At 67.7% G+C, this 20,997-nt stretch carries 17 protein-coding genes; 6 read left to right on the top strand and 11 right to left on the bottom strand.

All coding sequences use genetic code 11. The annotated features are described in order from the left end of the window. Positions 1-6: 6 nt before the first annotated feature. The 3 genes from U5760_RS09450 to U5760_RS09440 all read left to right on the top strand — a co-directional run bounded on the left by U5760_RS09450 (position 7) and on the right by U5760_RS09440 (position 3,538). Complete coding sequence (locus U5760_RS09450; protein ID WP_322011277.1) at positions 7-1,074, top strand: 2-aminoethylphosphonate aminotransferase; 1,068 nt, start codon at positions 7-9, stop codon at positions 1,072-1,074. 147 nt (positions 1,075-1,221) lie between these two features. Then, positions 1,222-1,674 (top strand): helix-turn-helix domain-containing protein, encoded by a 453-nt coding sequence (locus tag U5760_RS09445; RefSeq protein WP_322011276.1) that lies wholly within the window; start codon positions 1,222-1,224, stop codon positions 1,672-1,674. Between the two features lie 196 nt (positions 1,675-1,870). Beyond that, a complete protein-coding gene (locus U5760_RS09440; protein WP_322011274.1) occupies positions 1,871-3,538 on the top strand; it encodes an ankyrin repeat domain-containing protein in 1,668 nt (555 codons plus the stop codon). Positions 3,539-3,580: 42 nt separating this feature from the next. Here the strand turns inward: U5760_RS09440 and U5760_RS09435 are convergent, their stop codons facing one another. Further along, positions 3,581-4,804 (bottom strand): PepSY-associated TM helix domain-containing protein, encoded by a 1,224-nt coding sequence (locus tag U5760_RS09435; RefSeq protein WP_322011272.1) that lies wholly within the window; start codon positions 4,802-4,804, stop codon positions 3,581-3,583. A 320-nt stretch (positions 4,805-5,124) separates the two neighbouring features. Between U5760_RS09435 and U5760_RS09430 the strand changes: the two genes are divergently transcribed. Next, positions 5,125-6,315 (top strand): glycosyltransferase family 4 protein, encoded by a 1,191-nt coding sequence (locus tag U5760_RS09430; protein ID WP_322011270.1) that lies wholly within the window; start codon positions 5,125-5,127, stop codon positions 6,313-6,315. Between the two features lie 44 nt (positions 6,316-6,359). On the opposite strand, the gene U5760_RS09425 is transcribed toward U5760_RS09430, so the two are convergent. Then, the gene (locus U5760_RS09425; protein ID WP_322011269.1) at positions 6,360-7,367 is read right to left on the bottom strand and encodes a GNAT family N-acetyltransferase; all 1,008 of its coding nucleotides are present in this window, start codon (positions 7,365-7,367) and stop codon (positions 6,360-6,362) included. A 785-nt stretch (positions 7,368-8,152) separates the two neighbouring features. Here U5760_RS09425 and U5760_RS09420 point away from each other — a divergent pair. Next, positions 8,153-8,347, top strand: coding sequence for a hypothetical protein (locus U5760_RS09420; RefSeq protein ID WP_322011268.1), 195 nt, complete (start codon positions 8,153-8,155; stop codon positions 8,345-8,347). A 13-nt stretch (positions 8,348-8,360) separates the two neighbouring features. On the opposite strand, the gene U5760_RS09415 is transcribed toward U5760_RS09420, so the two are convergent. The 8 genes from U5760_RS09415 to U5760_RS09380 form a co-directional block, all read right to left on the bottom strand. Next, positions 8,361-8,948 carry a nucleotidyltransferase family protein gene (locus U5760_RS09415; protein ID WP_322011267.1) on the bottom strand — a complete coding sequence of 196 codons (588 nt, stop codon included), beginning with the start codon at positions 8,946-8,948 and terminating at the stop codon, positions 8,361-8,363. Between the two features lie 164 nt (positions 8,949-9,112). After that, on the bottom strand, positions 9,113-11,338 hold the full coding sequence (locus U5760_RS09410; protein WP_322011266.1) for a xanthine dehydrogenase family protein molybdopterin-binding subunit: 2,226 nt from the start codon (positions 11,336-11,338) through the stop codon (positions 9,113-9,115). Next, a complete protein-coding gene (locus tag U5760_RS09405) occupies positions 11,335-12,336 on the bottom strand; it encodes a xanthine dehydrogenase family protein subunit M (RefSeq protein WP_322011265.1) in 1,002 nt (333 codons plus the stop codon). The genes U5760_RS09410 and U5760_RS09405 overlap by 4 nt, the downstream gene beginning before the upstream one ends. 16 nt (positions 12,337-12,352) lie before the next feature. Continuing rightward, a complete protein-coding gene (locus tag U5760_RS09400; protein WP_322011264.1) occupies positions 12,353-13,036 on the bottom strand; it encodes a (2Fe-2S)-binding protein in 684 nt (227 codons plus the stop codon). Positions 13,037-13,429: 393 nt separating this feature from the next. Further along, complete coding sequence (locus tag U5760_RS09395) at positions 13,430-14,113, bottom strand: Fe2+-dependent dioxygenase (RefSeq protein ID WP_322011262.1); 684 nt, start codon at positions 14,111-14,113, stop codon at positions 13,430-13,432. After that, positions 14,110-14,943 (bottom strand): tetratricopeptide repeat protein, encoded by an 834-nt coding sequence (locus U5760_RS09390; RefSeq protein WP_322011261.1) that lies wholly within the window; start codon positions 14,941-14,943, stop codon positions 14,110-14,112. Before U5760_RS09390 ends, U5760_RS09395 begins: the two co-directional genes overlap by 4 nt. A gap of 5 nt (positions 14,944-14,948) precedes the next feature. Next, the gene (locus tag U5760_RS09385; RefSeq protein WP_322011259.1) at positions 14,949-17,198 is read right to left on the bottom strand and encodes a TonB-dependent siderophore receptor; all 2,250 of its coding nucleotides are present in this window, start codon (positions 17,196-17,198) and stop codon (positions 14,949-14,951) included. A gap of 163 nt (positions 17,199-17,361) precedes the next feature. Then, a complete protein-coding gene (locus U5760_RS09380) occupies positions 17,362-18,291 on the bottom strand; it encodes a LysR family transcriptional regulator (protein ID WP_322011258.1) in 930 nt (309 codons plus the stop codon). Between the two features lie 91 nt (positions 18,292-18,382). On the opposite strand from U5760_RS09380, the gene U5760_RS09375 reads away from it, so the two are divergent. After that, positions 18,383-19,477 carry a zinc-binding dehydrogenase gene (locus tag U5760_RS09375; protein WP_322011256.1) on the top strand — a complete coding sequence of 365 codons (1,095 nt, stop codon included), beginning with the start codon at positions 18,383-18,385 and terminating at the stop codon, positions 19,475-19,477. A 66-nt stretch (positions 19,478-19,543) separates the two neighbouring features. Here U5760_RS09375 and U5760_RS09370 read toward each other — a convergent pair whose 3' ends face one another. Further along, positions 19,544-20,836, bottom strand: a complete 1,293-nt coding sequence (locus U5760_RS09370; RefSeq protein WP_322011254.1) for an aspartate carbamoyltransferase — start codon at positions 20,834-20,836, stop codon at positions 19,544-19,546. Positions 20,837-20,997: the final 161 nt, after the last annotated feature.

The following is a 20,997-nucleotide window of genomic DNA, read 5'->3' as shown; positions in this document are numbered from 1 at the left end:
AGGCCGATGCTGTTGCTCAACCCGGGCCCCGTCACGCTGACCGAACGCGTGCGCCGCAGCCTGCTGCAGGAAGACCTGTGCCACCGCGAAAGCGAGTTCTTCGACGTGCAGGAAGAAGCGCGCACGCGTCTCGTGGACGTCTATGGCCTCGACGCCACCCAATGGCAAGCCGTGCTGATGACCGGCTCCGGCACCGCCGCGGTCGAGAGCATGATCGCGTCGCTCGTGCCCGTGAACGGCAAGCTGTTGATCGTCGAAAACGGTGTGTACGGCGAGCGCATCACGCAGATCGCGAAGCAGTACGGCATCGCCCATGAAGTCGCGAAGCACGACTGGATGCAGGCGCCCGACCTCGCGCGCATCGTGGCGCATCTCGACGCGGATCGTGCGATCACGCACGTCGCGATCATCCATCACGAGACCACCACGGGCCGCCTGAACGACCTGCGCGCGCTGGGCGAAGCATGCCGCGCGCGCGGCGTGCAGATGCTCGTGGACGGCGTGAGCAGCTTCGGCGCGGAAACGATCGACTTCGGCGACGCCAGCATTGCCGCCGTGGCCGCCACCGCGAACAAGTGCCTGCACGGCGTGCCCGGCGCGGCCTTCGTGATCGTGCGCCGCGCGGCGCTGGCCAACGCGGCGAGCCGGACCTACTACCTCGACCTCAAGCGTCTCGCTACGTTGCAGGATCAGCGCAACACGCCGTTTACGCCCTCGGTGCACGCGTATTACGCGCTCGTCGAAGCGCTGCGCGAACTCGCCGACGAAGGCGGCTGGCAGGCGCGCCACGCGCGTTACGCGGCGCTTTCGGAGCAGGTGCGCGCGGGGCTCGCGGCGCGGGGCATGCCGGGCGTGCTGCCGAAGGACGAATCGTCGGTGGTGCTGCGTGCGTTCCGGCTGCCGCAGGGCGTCGATTATCCGAAGCTGCACGATGCGCTGAAGGCGCGCGGCTTCGTGATCTATGCGGGGCAGGGCGGCCTCTCCGCCGAGCTGTTCCGCATTTCCACCATGGGCGATATCCACGCGCCCGATGTCGAACGGCTGCTGGCGGCGTTCGACGAGATCGTGCGCTGAGCGCGCATTCCGATCGACCGCCGGGCCGGAATCGTCGTTCCGGCCCGGCGGTTCTCCAGTCTCATGCAGCCTGACCAGGGGCGCGAAAACCTGTTTTAAAATGCAACCTGTTGTCTGGACGATGCAGCATCAGCGAAGGAGATCAGGATGGCCAGGCAAAAAAGTTTCGCGGATTCGCCCTGTCCCGTCGGCCGCGCGGTCGATATCGTGGGGGACCGCTGGGCCCTGCTGATCGTGCGCGATGCGTTCGACGGGGTGCGTCGTTTCGGCGACTTTCTCGCGAGCCTCGGCGCCGCTCGCAATATCCTCTCCGACCGGCTCAAGATGCTCGTGGAAGCGGGGGTGCTGGAGAGCGTGCCGGCTTCGGACGGCAGCGCCTATCAGGAATATGTCCTGACGAAAAAGGGCGAGGGGCTTTTCCCCGTGATCGTCATGCTGCGCCAGTGGGCCGAGGCGAATTTGTTTCCCGCGGGAGAGAAGCGCGCCGTGCTGATCGATCGAAAGAGCGGGCGCGCGGTCAAGAAGCAGACGCTGCGGCATGACGACGGCCGGCCCTTGAATGCGGCCAATACGGCGATCAAAAGACCGGACGCTCCTTGAACGCGCGCGGGGACGGCCGGCGCGGCCTCATCCTTGACGAAACTATCTGCGCTCACCTAGCATGAAGGCGAGCGGTGCAGGCCGCTTCCGGGTCCGCGGAAAGGGTTGAACCCACCTGTAGCAGCGAAAACGCGTGTCTTTTCATCCTGTGCTGGCGGTATTGCGGACCTTCGGCCATTCATGCACGAGGATGCGTATGAAAATCCTGCCTCACCAAGCCAATCCCGAACACCTCAAGAAGCAGGCCAAGGAGTTGTTGCGCCTGTACCGCCAGGGCGATGCCGCGGCAACCGGGCGTTTTGCCCGGTCCCTGCCGGCTGCCGCGCATCGCACGCACGACGAAGTGATGGCACTCGGGCTGCGGCTGCACGATGCCCAGTCCTGCCTTGCCCGCGAGTATGGTTTTTCGTCGTGGGCCGACCTGGCCGCTTATGTCGAAACGAACGCTGTGGCAGAGCACGCGCAGTCGCTGCGGGTTCGCCGCTGGCTCGGGCTCGTCTATGGCGGCGATGTCACGGGCAGCTATACCGCGGCGCGTCCGCGCGTAGCGGCCCGATTGCTGGCGGAATATCCCGCGCTTGCCGCGGCGGATCCCTACGCGGCGTGCGCAGCGGGGAACCTGGATGTCGTGGAGCGAGCCATTGCCGCCGATCCCGGCTGGGTGGCGCGCGCGGGCGGTCCGTTGAATCTGCCGCCGCTCGTGGCCGTGACCCATTCGTGTCTCCTGCAGATTCCCGAATTCGCCGCGCGCCTGCACGCGTGTGCTCGCCGGCTGCTGCTTGCCGGTGCCGACCCCAACCAGCGCATCGGCAACCGGCTTCCTCCGGCTTCGCTCGCGCAACCCGACGACACGGAGCCGCTCTCGGCCCTCTACGGCGCGGCCGGTGCCAACCACGATCCTGTTCTTACGGCGATGCTGCTGGAGGCCGGCGCGGACCCCAACGACGGCGAATCGGTGTACCACTCGCTGGAGAATCCCGAGGTCACCCGTCTGCTGCTCGAACGCGGTGCGGCGGTCGACGGTACGAACGCCGTATGGCGGGCACTCGACATGCCCGAGCCGCATGCGCTGGAAATGCTGCTCACGCATGGCGCCGATCCGAATGCGCCGCCGGCCGGCGGCCCCACGAAGGTTTGGGGGACACCGCTGCTGCGCGCGATCGCGCTGCGCCGTTCGGCTCGCCCTATCGCCGCGTTGCTCGCGGCGGGCGCCGATCCGCGTGCGCAAACGGCAGCGGGCGTGAGTGCGTACCGGCTGGCGATGCAGGCCGGCTTGCCCGAAGCGGCTGCGCTCCTGCGCGCGGCAGGGGCCGAGGAAGCGCTTGACGAGGAGGACGAGTTCATCGCGGCCTGCGCGCGCGCCGACGCCCCCGAGGCCCGCCGCATTCAGGCACGACGACCGGACTTGCCCGGCTCGCTTCCCGAAGACCGGCTGCGCAGGTTGCCCGACGCCGCGGCATGGGGCTCGCGCGACGCGGTCAAGCTCATGGTCGAACTCGGCTGGCCGATTGGCGCGCGCGGAGGAGACTGGGACGCCTCCGCGCTCAATCACGCCGTGTTCCGCGGCGATGCGGATATGACGGCTTTCCTGCTCGATCATGGGGCCAGCTGGCGAGAGCGGCATGGTCACGGGGACAATGTGCTCGGCACGCTGTCATGGGCTTCGGAGAACGAACCGGCTCTCGCCGATTATCGCGACTGGGGCGCATGCGCCCGTGCGCTCGCGATGCATGGGCTGCCGAAGGTCGAGCGCGATCCCTCGAATTCCGAACGCGTTCTGATCGACGGCCAGCCGGCGCTTTTTTCGGAGGAAGTGACGGAGGTACTGCTGCAATCGCAGGAGACAGGCGCCGCGCCGCGGTGACCGCCGCGTGTGCGGGTTCTCAGGCAAGCGCCGTTGCCCGCTTCAGTTCACCGCACGCTCGCGCGCGGCTGCAACCGCCGTCGTCTGTCTGGCCGGTTTGCGCCGCGCGCGCGCTTTTTTCAGCCAGATCAGGAAGCCTGTCACGCTGAGCGTTGCGACGAACAGGCCGACGAAGCTGACCATGATGCGGCCCGCCAGCCCCGCGATGCGGCCCGAGTGCAGCGGAAACTGCAACTGCATGAAGACGTCGCCGGCGGTGCCGCGGCCCGGAATCTGCGTGCCGAGGAGCTTGCCCGAACGGGCGTCCATCACGAGCCATGGATTGCCGAGACCCGCATCGCCGTGGCTGTTGCGTGCCGCGAAATACCCCACGCTGTAGGTGCCCAGCGACGGCACGAAGAAGAGTCCGCCCGGCGGCGGCGCCAGCTTTTCGCGGCGGCCCGCTTCGGGCGCGGCGGCCACGATACGCTCGCGCGCGGCCGTTTCTTCGGCTGGCGTGAGGCGCGGGCCGTGCACCGCGGTGAGGAACGGGTCGGGCGTGAGCTTCGAAAAGAGCGAGACGATCGGGCGCACGACGGGCGTGGCGAGGTTCATCGAGATCGACGTGAGCGCGACGATCATCAGGAGTCCCCAAAGCCAGACGCCGCCCGAGCGGTGCAGGTCGAACGTGAGTGCGTAGCCGCCGCGCTTCACGCGGAACGCGAGCGATTTGCGCCAGCTCTTGAGATTCGGAAACGCCAGCACGATCGCGACGAGTCCGTCGAAGAGCCACACGATGCCGACCACGCCCATCGCCCATACGCCGAGGTCGATGCCGGCGCGGGTGGGCAGGAACAGCGTGTAGTGAAACTGGTAGATGGCGGGAATGAGGTTCAGGCGCGCGAGCGAGGGCTTGCCCCATAGTCGGCGGCCTTGCACGGCGCCCGTGACGGGGTCGAGCGACACCTCGTTGAAATCGAGTGCGTAGGGCGCCTTCGTGGCCGGATCGATGCGCGGCTGTACGCGCACGAGCAGCGTGCTGCCCGTCTCGACCGAGAGCGGCAGGTAGGTCACCTGCAGGCGCGGGTCGGCGGCTTCGAGGCGCTCGGCCAGTTGCACGGGCGGCAACGGCGTGCCGGCCGTATGGGCCTGATAGAACGACGGGTTGAGCCACGCGTCCAGTTCGTGGTCCCACGCGATGACCGCGCCGGTGAGCCCGGCGAGAAACAGGAAGGCCGCCGTGCCGAGGCCGAACCAGCGGTGCAGGCGGACAAGCAGGGGTCTCATGCGGCAGCGCCGGGGCGCGCCACGTGGGTAACAATCGCGATGGGAACCACGGCCGTATCGATGGTGCAAATGGGAATCGTTCGCATTTTACGTGGGCGGCCGCGAAGACGCAAGCTTCACGAAAGGCGCGCGCGGGCCTTCTTTGCCGGTGCGGGGAGGCTGTCGGAGACACAGGGTCCGCCCGGACAAACCTTCGCTGATTCTCGCCACGACGCCGCAAGGCGGCGTGCTCAGGTTACGCTGAAGACGTTGCGACGTAACGTAACGCCGACACGTCGTATCGCAGTCCCCGGTAACTCCACATCGAGCGGTCATTGTCCATGCGCATTCTTTTCGTCATTGGCAATCTGGGCGACTACCACGTGCCTCGCTACGAGGCGCTCGTCAATAGTGCGTCGGGCCTCGGGCACGAAGTGGCGCTGATCGAAGTCTTCGGGCGTTCCGGCGTGTACGGTTTTCCCCAGCCGCGCCGCGCGGCGTTCTTCGCGAACCGGTCCGGCCGGGCCGAAACGCTCGTTGCGGACGGCGCCGAAGGCGATTCGCTGAGCCCGCGCGAATGTGCCCACCTGGTCGCGCGGCTGCGCGCGTTTGCGCCGGACGTGGTCATCACGCTCGGCTACAACACGAGCTATTCGGCGATTCTCGGCCTGCTGCGGCTCGTCACGCGGCGCTTCAGGCTCATCTACATGTCGGATTCGAAGGCCGACGACGGCGTGCGTCACCGGGTCAAGGAGCAACTCAAGCGTCTCGTCGTGAGCCGCTTCGACGGCGCGCTCGTCGCGGGCGAGCGGCATCGGCGCTATGCGGCATCGCTTGGCATTCCGATGGAACGCTCGCGCGTCGGCTTCGATGTGATCGACGTGGACTATTTCTCGCGGCTCGCCGGGGCCGCGCGCGAGGACGCCGCGGCCGTGCGTGCGCGCTACGGTCTGCCGCAGCGTTATCTGCTTTGCGTGAGCCGTTTCGTGGCGCGCAAGAACGTGGACGCCGTGCTCGAAGCCTACGCGCAGTCCGGCCTGCACGGCGAGGGCGTCGGGCTCGTGCTGGTCGGCCAGGGGCCGCTCGAGGCGCAGCTGCGCGAGCGTATCGCGGTGCTTGAACTCGCTTCGCACGTGACGATCCTGCAATCGGTCGCCAACGACGAGATGCCGAACCTCTACGCGCTCGCGGAATTCATTGTGCTCGCAAGCGAGTTCGATCAATGGGGGCTGTGCGTGAACGAGGCGTTCGCGGCAGGATGCCCGGCCATCGTCACACGCACGGCCGGCGTGGCCGGCGAAATCGTGCTCGATGGGGTGAACGGCTTTATCGTCGAGCCGCGCGACGTGCCTGCGCTCGCCCGGCGCATTGAACGGCTGGGACAGGACGAGGCGCTGCGCGAACGCTTCGCCGCGCGCGCGCTGGAAACGATCCGGCACTGGACGCCGCATCTGTTTGCCGCGAGCGCGCTGGAGCTTGCCGAAGCCACCCTGCGCGGCGCTCGCGGCGCGGCGCGGCATGGCCTCGTATGAGGCGCGCGGGCGTTGCCTGCACGCCAAACCGTCGAGTCACCCAATCACAGCGTAGGGACGAACACGACTTCCGAGGCAGGCGTGAACCTGCGCTTGAGCGTGCGCGTGAGCAGATAGAAGGTGCTGAGCCGTTCCACGCCCAGGCGCTGGGTCAGGGTGGCGCCGAAGCCGTTGAGAAAGCTGAAGGTGGCCGGGCTCGAGAAGCCGTCGAAGTCGAACGTGAGCCTTTGCTCCAGCGCGCGCAGGATGCCGTTCCAGAGCAGCAGGCTGATCGAGCCGCAGTGCGCGTCCTGCACGCGCGACGAGAGCAGGTAGTACATCGCCTGCTGGTCCCACACGAGCCCGATCGCGGCGACGAGTCTCGCGCCGTCCGCATAGGCGCCGAGCAGCGTGCCGGCGCCGCGCTCCACGAACGCATTGACGAGCTGGCGCATCACGCCCGCGCCATAGGCGTTGGTGCGCGAGCGCGCCGCGAGATTGGCCTCATAGAACGCGAGGAATTCGCGGGGTGTCGCGATCGGCGCGACCGTGAGTTCGCGCGAGGCGCTGCGGATCACATTGCGGGTTTTGCTGTCGAGCCGCGCCCAGGCTTCTTCGGCCGTGGCCTGCGCGCCGATGCGAAACGTGTAGCGCGCCGACACCGTGAAGCCGCGCAGCGCGAACGCGAGCGCGTCGCCGATGCGCGGATCGAGCACCTGGAAAAAGCTGTCGCAATGGGGCAACTGGTCGATCAACTGGCCGGTGACGTCCAGCCGGTGGCGGGTCTGTCGCGATGCGCTGCCCGTCACGGACGGGATCACCGGCCCGAGCGTGCGCGTGAGCGGCGGCAGATGCGAGATGCGCCAGAGATGCTTGCGCGCGAGCGTGTAGGGCATCTCGCCGATGGTCTCGTTGTTGTGCCTCACCGTGGCGAGCGCCCAGTTTCCTTGCGTGGCGATGTCGAGCCACCACGGCTCATGAAAAAGCGAATGGGCTGCGCGAGCGGGCGCCGCGCCGGCGGGGGCAGCCGGCAGCAGGCCGTCGCGCAGGGCGCGGTCTTGTACGGTCGTCATCGGTCACCCGTTCATGTCGTGCTGATGGGCAAGCGGTGTGCGATGGCCGGCGCGCTCCACGCCGGCGGACGCGTCCTCTGTCCACCCGGTCTCCTGTCGCAGGGTGCGCCGCTCGTGTGCAGCCAGATGCCAGGTGTCTTGCGGCGCGCCTTTTTCGGGCTTCGTTTTTCGTACGCGCGGGGGTGGCGCGCACGACTTGCCCGGATTTCAGTCTAGCGAGATGGTTCTGGCTGTTTACGCCAAGATCCAGCCATCCGCGAAGGTGCGGCGGGTTGGGCGGATTTTTCGTCCGACGATAGCGAGCGTGCGCGGGTGGGCGGGCGCGGCAGTCGCGCCCTGGGTGGCGTGGGTGGGACGCGCTTATACCGGGTCTTTGCTCGGCGGTCCTTCAGGCCGTTGCGGCTCTTCGCCGTGATGGCCGGGCGGCGGTGGAGTGAGCGGGTCGCGCTCGGGATCGCGCGTTGGATCGGCGAGCGGATCGGGCAGTGGATTCGTGTGCGAGCAGATCATCGCGAATACCTCGTGTGTCGCGGCGCCCCCCGTGGCGGCGGGGCCGTTCTTCAATCTACAGCGTAGGCGATGGCCGCGCGTCCTGCGCAGTTTCGCGCGGCATGAGGCACGAGGCGTGAACCGCGACACGGATGCGGCACCCATTGTTGCGGTTGAAGCAACGCTGTTTGTATGTCATCGAGGTTTCACAATCGCACCTCAGCCCTTAGACTCCTGCCTTTCTCAAAATTGAGGGGACGCGAGGCGTCCCCGGTTTGTTCAGGCGGAGTGCGGTCATGGGTGCGGTGGTGATTGGGGTGGTGTTCGTAGCGGGCTTGCTTGGCGTGCCCTCGCTGTTCGGTCACAACGAAGCCCATGCCAAACCGCAGCCGCAAGTTGCCACGGTGCCGGCGCCAGTTGCGTCATCCACCGAAGTTGCGGATGCGGGTGCAGCCGCCGCAGCCGAAACTCCCGCAATCGATCATCCCTGAGGCGCGTGCGGCGCTACATCCGGCTCAGGTCGGCCGGCGTATCGACGTCGCGCAGGATGCCGGGGTCGTTCACGTCGATGCGCGTGACCGGATAACTGGCCAGCAACGCGCGCGCGCCGGCATCGCCGTCGAGCGCCATCAGCGCGTCGCGATGCTCGAAGGCGAAGCCCACCGGGTGTCCGCGCTGCCCTTCGTAGAAGGGCGCGGCAATCGACGCGCCTTCGTCGATGGCGCGCGCCACCTCGCCGATGGTGTCGACCGCGATGCGCGGCATGTCGGCCAGCGCCACGATCCAGCTTTCCGCATCCTGGGCCGCGCTCACGCCGGCCGCGAGGCTCGCGCCCATACCTCTCACCGCATCCGCGGAAAACACCACGTCGCAGCCGGCTTCGTTGAGCACCCAGGCGAGCGTTTCCGCGCCGGGGCGCACCACGGCGATCACCTTGGGAACGACAAGCAGCAGCCGGTGCGCGGCTTCGCGCGCGACGCCGGTGCCGTCGGGCAGCGGGGCGAGGAGTTTGTTGCGCAGACCCTCCGGGTCGAAGCGCGACCCGGTGCCGGCGGCGAGAAGAACGCCGGTGGCAAGCGATGCGTAGGCCATGGGTGTCTCGCGCGCGAGGAAGGGAAGCGTCGATTGTGCGGCGCAAGCGCGCGCGAGGCAAGACCCGCGTGCGCGGTCCGTCTGCCCGGGAGCGTTTCCGATGGGAACGCGGGGTGGGCGGATCGCGCGGCGCGGGTGAACGGCAAGCCGAACCGGAAGCCGGGCTAGGCTGTCATCGGCGCCATGACCTTGTCGAGCGTAATGGGCAGATCGCGCACCCGCACGCCCGTTGCGTGGTACACGGCATTCGCAATCGCCGCGGGCACGCCGGTAATGCCGATCTCGCCGATACCGCGCACGCCGAGCGCGTTGAAGCGCGTATCGGGCGGCCCGACGAACTGCACGTCCAGCTCGCCGATATCGGCATTCACGGGCACGTGGTACTCCGCGAGATTGCCGTTCACGATGCGCCCGAAACGCGGATCGAGCAGCGCCTCCTCTTCGAGCGCCGTCGCCACGCCCCAGACCATGCCGCCCATCAACTGGCTGCGCGCGGTCTTTTCGTTGAGCAGGCGCCCCACGTCGTACACGCCCACGATGCGCGCGACGCGAATCGTGCCGAGATCCGCATCCACGTGAACCTCCGCGTAGACCGCGCCGAACGAGTGGAACGCGTACTGCTGGCGCTCGCTGCCGGGCTTCGTCGTGGCCACGGCTTCGATGGGCTTGCCGCCCGCGCGCGCGAGAATGGCTGCAGCAGGATCGCGGCGCGAGGTGTCGTCGCGCAGGACGACCCAGCCGTCCTGCACCGCGACCGCTTCGGGCGCCGCGCCGTGAACCGGGGACGCGGGGTCCGCGAGCGCCAGCGCGATCAGCTTGTCGCGCACCTGCTGCCCGGCGGCCTGCACCGCGGGCGCGACGCTCGCCGCCGACTGCGAGCCGCCTGAGCCCGGCGCGCGCGGCAGCGTGGAGTCGCCGAGTGCGAAGTGAATGCGATCGGGTGGAAAGCCGAGTGCGTCCGAGGCCACCTGGGTCATCACCGTATAGGTTCCGGTGCCGAGGTCCTGCGTGCCGGAGGCCACCATTGCGCTGCCGTCGGGCAGGATGCGCGCGATCGCGGCGGCCTCGCTGCGGTTCGCGGGATAGGTGGCGCTCGCCATGCCGAGGCCGATCAGCGTGTTGCCTTCGCGCATCGAACGCGGCGCGGCCGTGCGGCGCGACCAGCCGAAGCGCTGGGCACCCGTTTCGTAGCATTCGCGCAGCGCCTTCGAGGACCACGGCTTGCCGTCCTGCGGCTCGACTTCGGCGTAGTTCGCGAGGCGCAGCGCCACCGGGTCCATGTTCAGTTGCCAGGCCAGTTCGTCCATCGCCGATTCGAGCGCGAACGAGCCCGTGGTTTCGCCAGGCGCGCGCGTGAAAGTGGGCGTGCCCACGTTGAGCGGCACCACGCGATGGCTCGTGCTCTGGTTCGGCACGGCGTACATCATGCGCGTAACGAGGCCCGACATTTCGGTCCAGTCTTCGAACGTCGAGGTGTGCGCGAACGTGTCGTGACGCATGCCGGTGAGCGTGCCGTTCGGGTGGGCCGCGATCTGGATGTGCTGCTCGGTGCGCGGTCGGCTGCCCACTGAGCCGAACATCTGCGGACGCGCGAGCGCGAGGCGCACGGGCCGCCCCGTCTGTTTGGCCGCCATCGCGCAGAGGCTCACGTGCGACCACGACGAGCCCTTGCAACCGAAGCCGCCTCCGATGAACGGCGAAATCACGCGCACGTTATCGGCAGGAATGCCAAGCACTCCTGCCACTGCCGCGCGGGTGCCCGATACGCCCTGGGTGGCGTCGTAGAGCGTGAGGTCCGGGCCGTCCCAGTGCGCCATCGTCGCGTGGGGCTCCATGGGGTTGTGGAACTGCATGGGTGTCGTATAAACCGCGTCGAGGCGCACCGCGCCTTCCTGCAGCCCCGCATCCGGGTTGCCGCGCTCCGAGTCGACCGGACGCCCCGGCTGGCCGGGCGGGATGTGGGCGGTGGCCTTCGCGCTCGTGAAGTCGAGCGTGGCCGGCGAGGCCGCGTACGTGATGCTCACGTGGCGCGCGGCATCCGTTGCATGCTCGAAGGTGTCGGCCACCACCACTGCCACCGGCTCGTTGCTGTAGCGCACGACGTTGTCCTGCAGCAGCGTGAGGTGCCGCCCTGCTGGCGGGCTGAGCGGCGGGCGGCCGCCGTTGGGCAGGCGCATGGCGTTCTGATACGTCATCACGAGCAGCACGCCGGGCATTTGCTGCGCGCGGCGCATGTCGATGGCGGTAATCGTGCCGCTCGATATCGTGCTCGTGACGAGGACGGCATGCGCGAGGCGCGACTCGGGAAAGTCGGCGGCATAGTGCGCATTGCCCGTGACCTTGAGGATGCCGTCGATGCGGTCGAGCGGCTGACCCGTGAGGTTGCTCATGCGAAATCTCCCGTCTGGCCCGCGGCCAGCATCACCGAACGGACGATCGAGCGCTGCGCGAGCGCGACCTTGAACGCGTTGCCCTTGAGCGGCTGCGCACTCGCGAGTTCGGCGGCGGCGGCTTCGCGCAGCGTCGCCGCGTTGAGTGCCTGACCCGTGATCCGCGCCTCCACGACGCTTGCGCGCCAGGGACGATGCGCGACGCCGCCCAGCGCCACGCGCGCTGCACGCACCGTATGGCCGTCCATCTGCAAAGCCGCTGCCACGGAAACGAGCGCGAACGCGTAGCTCGCGCGGTCGCGCACCTTGAGGTAATGCGCGTGGTCGCTAAACGCCGGTGGCGGCAGATCGACGGAGGTGATCAGCTCGCCCGGTTGCAGCGTGGTGTCGAGATCGGGGCGGTCGCCGGGCAAGCGATGAAACTGTGCTAAAGGAATCGCGCGAGCACCGTTAGGACCACTTACCTGTACGGTGGCTTCGAGCGCGGCGAGCGCGACGCTCATATCGGAAGGATTCACGGCAACGCATTGCGGGCTCGCGCCGAGGATCGCATGCATGCGGCTGAAGCCGCTCGCCGCGGCACAGCCGCTGCCCGGCATGCGCTTGTTGCATTGCGTGAAGGCGGTGTCGTAGAAGTAGCCGCAGCGCGTGCGCTGCATGAGGTTGCCGCCCACCGTCGCCATATTGCGCAACTGGGCCGAGGCGCCCGAGAGCAGCGCCTGCGTGAGGAGGGGGTAGCGCGTGCGCACGAGGGCGTGATTGGCGGCGTCGCTGTTGCGCACGAGTGCGCCGATGCGCAGGCCGCCGTCGGGCAGCGTTTCGACGTTCTGCAGGGCCGCGAGCCGCGTGATGTCGATGAGCGTCACGGGGTGCGCCACGCCGCCCTTCATGAGATCGAGCAGGTTCGTGCCGCCGCCGATGAAGACGGCGCCCGGCTGCTGCGCGGCCTGGATCGCGCCATTGACGTCGGCGGCGCGCTGGTAGGAGATGGCATCCATCGCGAGTGCCCCCCGTTCACGCGCTGGCCGCGTGCGCGTCGCGCACCGCGGCCACGATGTTCGCATAGGCGCCGCAGCGGCACAGGTTGCCGCTCATGCGTTCGCGAATTTCGGCGTCGGTCAGTTGTGCGGGGCGCGCGCTCACGTCGTGCGTCGCGGCGCTCGCCGTGCCCGCGTTGAACTCGCTGATGCACGCGGTGGCCGAGCATAGCTGCCCCGGCGTACAGTAGCCGCACTGGAAGGCGTCGTTGTCGACGAAGGCGCGCTGCACGGGGCTCAGGGCCGTCGCGCTCGCCAGGCCCTCGACGGTCGTGATGCGCTCGCCTTCGTGCATGACCGCAAGCGTCAGGCACGAGTTGATTCTGCGGCCATCCGCGAGCACGGTGCACGCGCCGCACTGACCGCGGTCGCAGCCTTTCTTCGTGCCGGTGAGGCCTGCGTAGTCACGCAAGGCGTCGAGCAGCGTGACGCGCGGTTCGATATGCAAAACATACTCGCGGCCGTTGATGCTCAGGTGCACCGGCTGAGGCGGCGTCGGACGCGGAGGCGCAGCGGGATCGGCGGAAGGTGGACCGTTCTGTGCATGCAGATGCGGTGTGGCGCCCAGTGCGGCGGCGGCCGCCGCCGACTGCAGGAAACGGCGGCGCGAGACATCGGCCGGCGCGGGCTCGCCCGCGTCGTTGGGGAGATCTTTGGACATGGCGTTCGGTGGCTCCATCGAAGGACGGAAACGCACCTGCGCGCGGTCGCTTGACACTCGGCCGGCAGCAGCGTGCGGACCTCGGCTTGATAGCAATTCCGATACCGCGAATTCGCGCAGAGTGCTCCGGTTCGCGGCCGGCGTCAGGCGGCCGCGAACGCGGTGGATGCACGGGCGCGATCCACGTGATACGCGACGAGCGGCGCTGCGAAAAACCCGGCGGCCGTTTCGTCAGATCTGCACGTTGCGCCTGCCGGGAGCGAAAGTAAAGGGTTGGGCAGAGAAACTTTCGTGACTTGCGCGAGCATGGCGCAAGGATGGCAAGGGGCTGACGTCAGGCTGGCGGGATGGACAGGAATTGTTCCGGACCATCGCGTCCCGGCCTGGCGCGATTCAGGCGTCGGCCCAGCGTCGCAGCAGATTGTGATAAATGCCAGTGAGGCTGACCACCGTCGGGTCGTTCGCCCCCTGTTGGGCGTTGAGCCGCTGGATGTCGTTGTCGAGTTGATACAGCAGCGCGCGTTCCGCGTCGTCGCGCACCATGCTCTGGATCCAGAAGAACGACGCCACGCGCACGCCGCGCGTCACGGGCGTTACGCGATGCAGGCTCGAAGCGGGGTAGAGCACCATGTCGCCGGCGGGCAGCTTCACGCGGTGCGTGCCGTAGGTATCGTCGATGCAAAGTTCGCCGCCGTCGTAGCTCTCGGGGTCGGCAAGGAAGAGGGTGGCCGAAAGATCGCTGCGCACGCGAAAATCGCTGCCGCGCAAAAGGCGGATGGCGTTATCCACGTGCGTGCCGAAGCCGTCGCCGCCGGCGTAGCGGTTGAAGAGCGGCGGGAACACTTTGAGCGGCAGCGCAGCCGAAAAAAACCTGGCATTCCTTACGAGTGCGTCCTCTATCGCGCGGCCCACCGAACGCGCGGCGGCCGAGCCTTCGGGCAACTGCTCGTTGCGCTTGACCTGCGCCGACTGCACGCCCGAGGTGGCATTGCCGTCGATCCAGCTGGCGGCGTCGAGCACCTCGCGGCATTGGCGCACCTGCTCGGCGCAAAGTACGCCGGGGATATGCAGCATCATGCGACGACACTCCGGGGCGCCACACGAGCCGGGCCGAGCGCGGCAGCGAAGCGCCGGAACGCATCGAGCGGCGCATGCGCGAGCCAGGCCTGCATCTGCGCGATGAAGGCGGGCGTGGCGTGCGCGCGGGCGCGGGCGAGCCACACCAGTGCCTCGTCGATTTCGCCGTGCGAGGCGAGTAGCCGCGCATAGTTGAACTGGCCGCGAAAATCGCCGCCGTGCGCGGCCTCGCGGTAGAAGTGCCGGGCCTGTTCGAGATCGGCGTCCACCACCCAGCCGTCCTCGTAGAAGCTGCCGATGAAGTTCAGCGACTTCGCATGCCCCAGCGCTGCCGCGCGGCGAAACCAGGCGAGCGCTTCGGCGCGATTCTCCTCGGTGCCTCGGCCAAGCGCGAGCGAAGACGCATAGTTGTACATACCCCAGTCGAGCCCGGCGCGCGCGGCGAGCCGATACCAGTACACGGCAACCGGTGCGCACGCGAGGGTGCCCCAGCCATGCTCGTAGCAGCGGCCGAGCATGTTCATCGCCATCGGATGATCGCGGCGCGCCGCGTGGCGAAACCACGTGAACGCCCCCTCCAGGTCGCGTTCGACGCCGTGGCCGTCGAGCAGGCATTGCCCATAGACGGCCTGCGCTTCCACGATGCCGTTGTGGGCCGCCGCCGCCACCCACGCGGCGGCGCGCTCGGGCGGCCCCGCGAGAATGGCCGCGAATTCCTCGGCCGAGACGTTCGCGAGCTGCCGCAGCGGCACGCGTTCGTGGAGCGGAATGTCGCTGACTGATTCGCCGCTCACGGGCTTGGGCGAAGCGATTTCACGGTGCGGACGCATGGCGATCAGTACCGCGCCGTGAGCGTGACGAAGGCCGAGCGGCCCGGCGCGATCGACGCGTAGTGCGTGGGGTACGCCTGGTCGAAGTACGTGCGGTTGAAGAGGTTCTGCACGTTCAGTTGTACTTCGAGATGCTTGTTGATGCGGTAGTCGGCCGTCGCGTCGAAGCGCCAGTACGAAGGCACGGCATGCAGATTCGCGGTGTCGCCATACACCTGCGACATGTAGAACGCACCGCCGCCGATCGTGAACTGCGGCAGCACGTCGTAGGTGGTCCACATCGTGAAGCTGTTCTTCGGCGTGTTCGGGAACAGGTGGCCGTTGTCGGACGTGGTCTTGCCGTTGTCGCGCAGTTCGCTCTTCAGATAAGTGTAGCCGCCGAAGACTTGCCACTTGTCGGTGAGCTTGCCGGCCACGCCGAGTTCGAGGCCTTGTACGCGCTTGTTGCCCACCATCGCATAGGTGTTGTCGGGCAGCGTCACGCGCGCGTTGGTGGTATCGATCTGGAACAGCGCACCGGTGAGCGAGAGGCGATTGTTCAGCAGGTCCCATTTCGTGCCGAATTCGATGCTGCGGTTCTTTTCGGGGCCGAGGTCCGCCGCATTGGCGCCGATTCCGCCGCGGCCCGGCGTGAGCGACTGCGTTTCGCTGCCCTGGCCGAGCAGCGAACCCGCGGGCGTGGACGAGGTGGAAATCGACGCATACACACTGCCGTTGCGCGCGGGCTTGAAGACGAGGCCGAGCTGGTAGTTGAAGAGCGTGTCGTCGCGGTCGATCTTCGCGCCGCCGTTTGCGATCGTGTTCTGGAAGCGCGTGGAGTAGTCGTCCACGCGAAGGCCCACATTGGCCTGCCAGCGCGGCGCGAGGTCGATCGTGTCGAAGGCGTAGAGCGACCTGGTGATCGTGCGCTGGTAGGTCGGGTCGTTGTTCTTGCGTATCGAACCCGCCCATGGGTCGTGCGGATTCGGCGTCCACAGGCTCGTGCAGTTGTAGCCCGAGGGCGCGCCGATGCCCGCCGTGCGGCAGATCGCGCCCGTGCCCGTGGCCACCGTGTACGCGTCGTTCTCGCTGCTCTCGCGCGAGAATTCGAGGCCGGTCGTGAAGTTGTGCTTGAGGAAGCCCGTCTTGAACTCGCCGTAGAGCTCGGTCTGGTTCGCGATGCTCCACACGTCGCTCGCGCGTGTGTTCGCACGGCGCCAGACCATCCCGTCCGCCACGTTGCCCTGGCTGTCGTCGGGCTGGGTCCAGATATAGTCCTGGCTCGATTTCGTGTAGCGCGTGGTGTTGCGGATCGAGAGCGACGGCGTGATGTCGTGCTCGATGCGCACCGTGCCGATATCCGACTGCGTCTTGCGGAAATCGCGGTCCGCGAGACCGTAGAAGTTGTGACGATCGACATCGGCGGGGTAGAGCGTGCTCATGCCCTTCGGCTTGTTCGAACTCGTGTAGTAGTACGGAATACCGCTGTCCGGAAGATCGTCCGTTTGCAGGTGGTAGTAGCTCGCGGTCACGCGCGTCGCGGTGCCGAGCCCGAATGTCACCGAAGGCGCCACGCCCCAGCGCTCGTTGTTCACGGCGTCGCGGCCGGCCACGTCGTTGTTGTGCGAGAGCAGGTTCAGGCGGAAGGCCGCGTGGTCGGCGAACTGCCAGTTGCCGTCGGCCGTGAAGCGGCGGTAGCTGTCGGTGCCGAGGCCCACGTTGCCTTCGGCCGCATTGCCGAGATGCGGCGCCTTGCTCACGATGTTGATGCTGCCGCCCGCGCCGCCGCGGCCGCCGTACGCGCCATCCGAGCCTTTTATGACTTCGATGCTTTCGGTGTTGAAGACTTCGTGCGTCGTCGCGCCGATATCGCGCATGCCGTCCACGAAAAGGCTGCCCTGGGTGTCGTAGCCGCGGATGAAGGGCCGGTCGCCGAGCGGATTGCCGCCCTCGCCCGCACCGAAGGTGATGCCCGGCACGGTGCGCAGCGCTTCGGACATCGTGCTCGCGCCCGTGCTCTTGATGAGCGCCTCGGGAATCACGGTGACCGACTTCGGCGTATCGACGAGCGGGGCGGTGAATTTGATGTCGGAGGCGTGATCGGTCTTGAAGCTGGGCGCGTTCTGACCCGAGACCTGGATGGGCGCAAGCTGGCCCTCGCGGTCGGCAGCCCGCTCGGTGGCGGCGGTTTGTGCGAGCGCGGGGCTCGCCGCGAGCACGCTGCACAGGGTGGTGCTCAGTTTGCCGAGCTTCAGCTCGTCGGCGCGCGACTTCATACCTCTCGTCCTCATGGTGGGTCGCAATGAGGACGGCGTTCCTTACCGATTCATTGCGAGAAATTACAAAATTCTTTCGATCAGCATTCTATTCAATAAATTAGTAATTGAGAAGCGTTTGCATTGATGCCGGAGGAATCGCCTGGTCGGCGGGAGCGACGTTCTACGTCTGCGCGCCACCCGCGACCGGCACCATCGCCGCCACCGTCTCGCGCAGCCACACATGCGCCGGATCGTTCTGGCTGCGCGGATGCCAGCCCGCCAGCATGGTGAAGCCGCGCGCATCGAACGGCAGTTCGAAGAGGTCGAGCCGGTCCTGATAACGCGCGATCAGCCGCTCGGGCAGCGTCGCGATGTAGTCGGTGCGGGCGAGCACGTCGGGCACGAGCGTGAAATGCTGCACCGACAGGGCTACGCGTCGCGCGCGCCCGAGCGCTTCCAGATGCTCGTCCATGAAGCCGAAGAAGCTGCCGCCCGAGGTGGAAACGAGGACGTGGCCGAAGGCGCAGTAATCGTCGAGGGTGTAGGGCGCGGTGCCGCGTGGATGCCCTTTGCGCTGCGCCGCCACGAAGCGTTCTTCGTAGAGGCGCCGCGCCTTGAGCGTGGGCGGCAGCATGCGTTCCGAGCCGAGCAGCAGGTCGAGCTCGCCTTGCTCGAAACGCTCGGCCAGTCCCGCGAGTTCGGCGGAGACGAACGCCAGTTGCACCTGCGGCCCGGCGAGGCGCGGCCAGTTCTCCATCAGCGGCAATCCCAGCACGACCGCCGACTGGTCGCTCGCGGCGACGACGAAGCGTCGCGTGTCCGCGAGCGGGTCGAAAACAGGCTGCCGCCGCACCACGGTTTCGAGCGTGCGCAGCGCGGACTGCAACGGCTCCATCAATTCGAGCGCGCGGGCGGTGCGCGTCATGCCCCGGCCGTTCGCGGCCGGAATCAGGAGCGGGTCGCCGAACAGCTGGCGCAGCCGCGCAAGCTGGGCCGATACGGCGGGCTGCGAGAGGTTCAGCCGCGCAGCGGCGCGCGTGACATTCGACTCGGCGAGCAACGCATCGAGCGAGACGAGCAGGTTCAGGTCGATGCCGGAGAGATCAGTCACGTGGATGGGTGGAATCGGAGGAATTGATTTCAAGAATATGTGGCGCGCACCTACAGTTCAATCCGTCAATCGATTCCAAACGGAGAGGACCATGAAAGCCTGGATGCTCGATACCCCCAGCCAGCCGCTCGCGCTGCGCGATCAAGCGCAACCGGAACCGCGCCGCGGCACGCTGCTGGTGCGCGTGGAAGCCGTGCCGCTCTTGAGCTATACCCGCCAGTATCTGCGCGGCGAGTTGCCCTACGCTTATCCGCCTGGGCCGTTCTCGCCCGGCACCAACGGTATCGGGCGTGTGATTGCGGTGGGCGAGGGCGTCTATGGGCGCTACCGCGCCGGCCAGCGCGTGGCGCTGAGCCCGTATTGGGTGGCCGACGAAGCGTTGCGCGAGCCGGAGCAGGCCCTGATCGGGCTGACCGCCATCAGCCCCGGCAGCGACGCGATGCTGGCCGACTTTCCGCACGGCACCCTGCGCGAAGCCGCCGAGTTTCCGGCTTCGACCGTATTTCCGCTCGACGGGCTCGACGCGCTGCCGTCCGCCCAGCTTGCCGCGCTGGGCAAGCTCGTCGTGCCGTTCGGCGGATTGCGGCGCGGGCGGCTTGCCGCGGGCGAGACCGTGATCGTGAACGGTGCGGCTGGGGCGTTCGGCTCGGCTGCGGTGCTCGATGCGCTGGCGCTGGGCGCAAGCCGGGTGGTGGCCGTGGGGCGCCGCGCGGCGGCACTGGCGCCGATCGCGGAGCGAGCGGGGACGCGAGTCGTCACCGTCGCGCTGAGCGGCGATGCCGCGCGCGATATCGCCGCGATTCGCGAAGCCTCCGGCGGCGGCGCCGATCTGGCCTTCGACATGGTGGGCCACGCCACCGATCCCCATGCGACGCTCGCCTGTCTGCGCAGCCTGCGGCGCAACGGCCGCATGGTGCTGATGGGCAGCATGGAGTGCGATCTGCCGCTCAGTTACGGGGAGATGCTCATCCATAACTGGGAGGTGATGGGTCACTTCATGTACAGCGGCGCGGATTACCGGGCGCTGATCGCGCTCGCGGCGTCGGGGCAGTTGCCGCTCGATGCGGTGGAGGTGGAGCGTTACCCGTTCGGGCAGCTCGAAGCCGCCATCGACGCGGCGGCCGGGGCGGAAGGGTTGCGCTGCATAGTGGTGGATGCGGTGGATGTGGTGGATGTGGATGCGTAAAACCCGCGTGCGGGCCGGGACGCATCGCGCTGCCCGGCCCGCAGGGCCTGAAGATCAGACCGCGGTTCAGTCGATGCCGTGGAACACGGCGTCGTCCGGGCCCAGATAGACGGGCGGGCGCCAGGCGGCGTCGCGCATCGAGTGCTGCACCAGCGTATCGACACCCAGCAGCACCGCGAAGATCGCCATGCGCACCGGAATGCCGTTGTCGGTCTGGCGGAAGATCGCGAGGCGCGGGTCGTGGTTCAGGTCCGTCGAAAGATCGTTCGCGCCGGGGCGGCTGTCGCGCGGCAGCGGGTGCATGATCAGCGTGTCCGGGCCGCAGACCGAATCGACGAGCGCCTGGTTGATCTGGAAGTCGGGCGTGTAGCCTTCGAACGATTCGTCGGTGAAGCGCTCCTTCTGGATGCGCGTGGCGTACACCACATCGGCGCCGCGCAGGCCCGCCGCGAGATCGGTCGTTTGCTCGACCACGTGGCCGTTGGTCGAGATCTTGTCCACGATGTACGCCGGCATTTCCAGCATCGGCGGCGAAATGAGCGTGAACTTGATGCCGCGGTACAGCGCGAGCAGCTTCACGAGCGAATGCACGGTGCGGCCGTACTTCAGGTCGCCCACGAGCGCGATGTGCGCGCCGTCGACGATCTTGCCGAGGCGCGAGAACTCGCGCTGGATCGTGTAGAGATCGAGCAGGGCCTGGCTCGGGTGCTCGCCGGGGCCGTCGCCGCCGTTGATCACGGGGATGTTCACGGCGCGCGCGAATTCGGCCACCGAACCTTGATCAGGATGCCGAATCACCATCGCATCCACGTAGCCGGCCATCACGCGGCTCGTATCGTAGATCGACTCGCCCTTCGCCATCGACGAGAACGTGAAGCCGGTCGTGTCGCACACCGAACCGCCCAGGCGGCAGAAGGCGGACCCGAAGCTCACGCGCGTACGGGTGCTCGCTTCGAAGAACAGATTGCCGAGCACCGCGCCTTCGAGCACGCGCGAGATTTTCCGGCGGCGTGCGATGGGCTGCATGATGTCGGCCACGCGGAAGAGGGCTTCGACGGAGTCGCGCGAGAACTGATCGACGGACAGCAGCTGCGGCCGGCCTTCGAACTGGATCTGGCTGGCGAGCGACTGTGGGTCTACGCTTTGCGTATAGCCTTCGCGCAATTCGCCGTTGCCGACGATTTCCGAGACGAAGCGTTCGACGATCTCCGGCATGGCCCGCGATTCCTGCGACTCCTCGGGCAGAAGCCAGGTGTCGAGCGCCCGGCGCGAAACGCCGATACGGCTCGCGAACACGTCGCGGGTCATGTTCAGACGCCGCATGGCGTCGCGAAGGAAAGCTTGTTGCGGGACGCTCATGCAGGCACCTTTGAGTCGGGTTGATGTACGCGGTGCGTATATTAGTTGGACGCCGACAGAAGTCAAGACTTTTTGTCGGGAGCGGTGCCGCAGCGAAAGGCGGCCGCGGTTCGGGCGGGAGCGCGGCGCCCGCAATCGCCGCATCCCGGTTACACTGCGCA

This window comes from Paraburkholderia sp. J12, from assembly GCF_905220215.1.
GTDB lineage: Bacteria > Pseudomonadota > Gammaproteobacteria > Burkholderiales > Burkholderiaceae > Paraburkholderia.
This window is presented reverse-complemented; position numbering and strand designations above follow the sequence as displayed.